1 protein-coding gene is annotated in these 351 nt (G+C 67.0%); it reads left to right on the top strand.

The annotated features are described in order from the left end of the window. Positions 1-351 (top strand): acyltransferase domain-containing protein (locus JK364_RS57425; RefSeq protein ID WP_201858931.1); only part of this gene is annotated, 351 nt, incomplete at both ends.

Genomic DNA, 351 nt, shown 5'->3' on the forward strand with positions numbered 1-351 from the left:
TGTACTCCACCGTCACCGCCACCCCCATCAACGGCAAGGCCCTCGACGCCGAGTACTGGTACCGCAACCTCCGCGAACCCGTCCGCTTCCACGACACCATCCACACCCTCCAAACCGACGGCCACACCCTCTACCTCGAAACCAGCCCCCACCCCGTCCTCACCACCGCCATCCAAGAAACCAACGCCCACGCCATCCCCACCCTCCGCCGCGACCACGGCGACACCCAACAACTCCTCACCTCCCTCGCCACCCTCTGGACCCACGGCCTCACCCCCAACTGGCCCGCAATCCTCACCCCCAACACCCCCACCCCCACCAACCTCCCCACCTACCCCTTCCAACACCACC

Source organism: Streptomyces endocoffeicus (genome assembly GCF_016741935.1).
Classification (GTDB): domain Bacteria; phylum Actinomycetota; class Actinomycetes; order Streptomycetales; family Streptomycetaceae; genus Streptomyces; species Streptomyces endocoffeicus.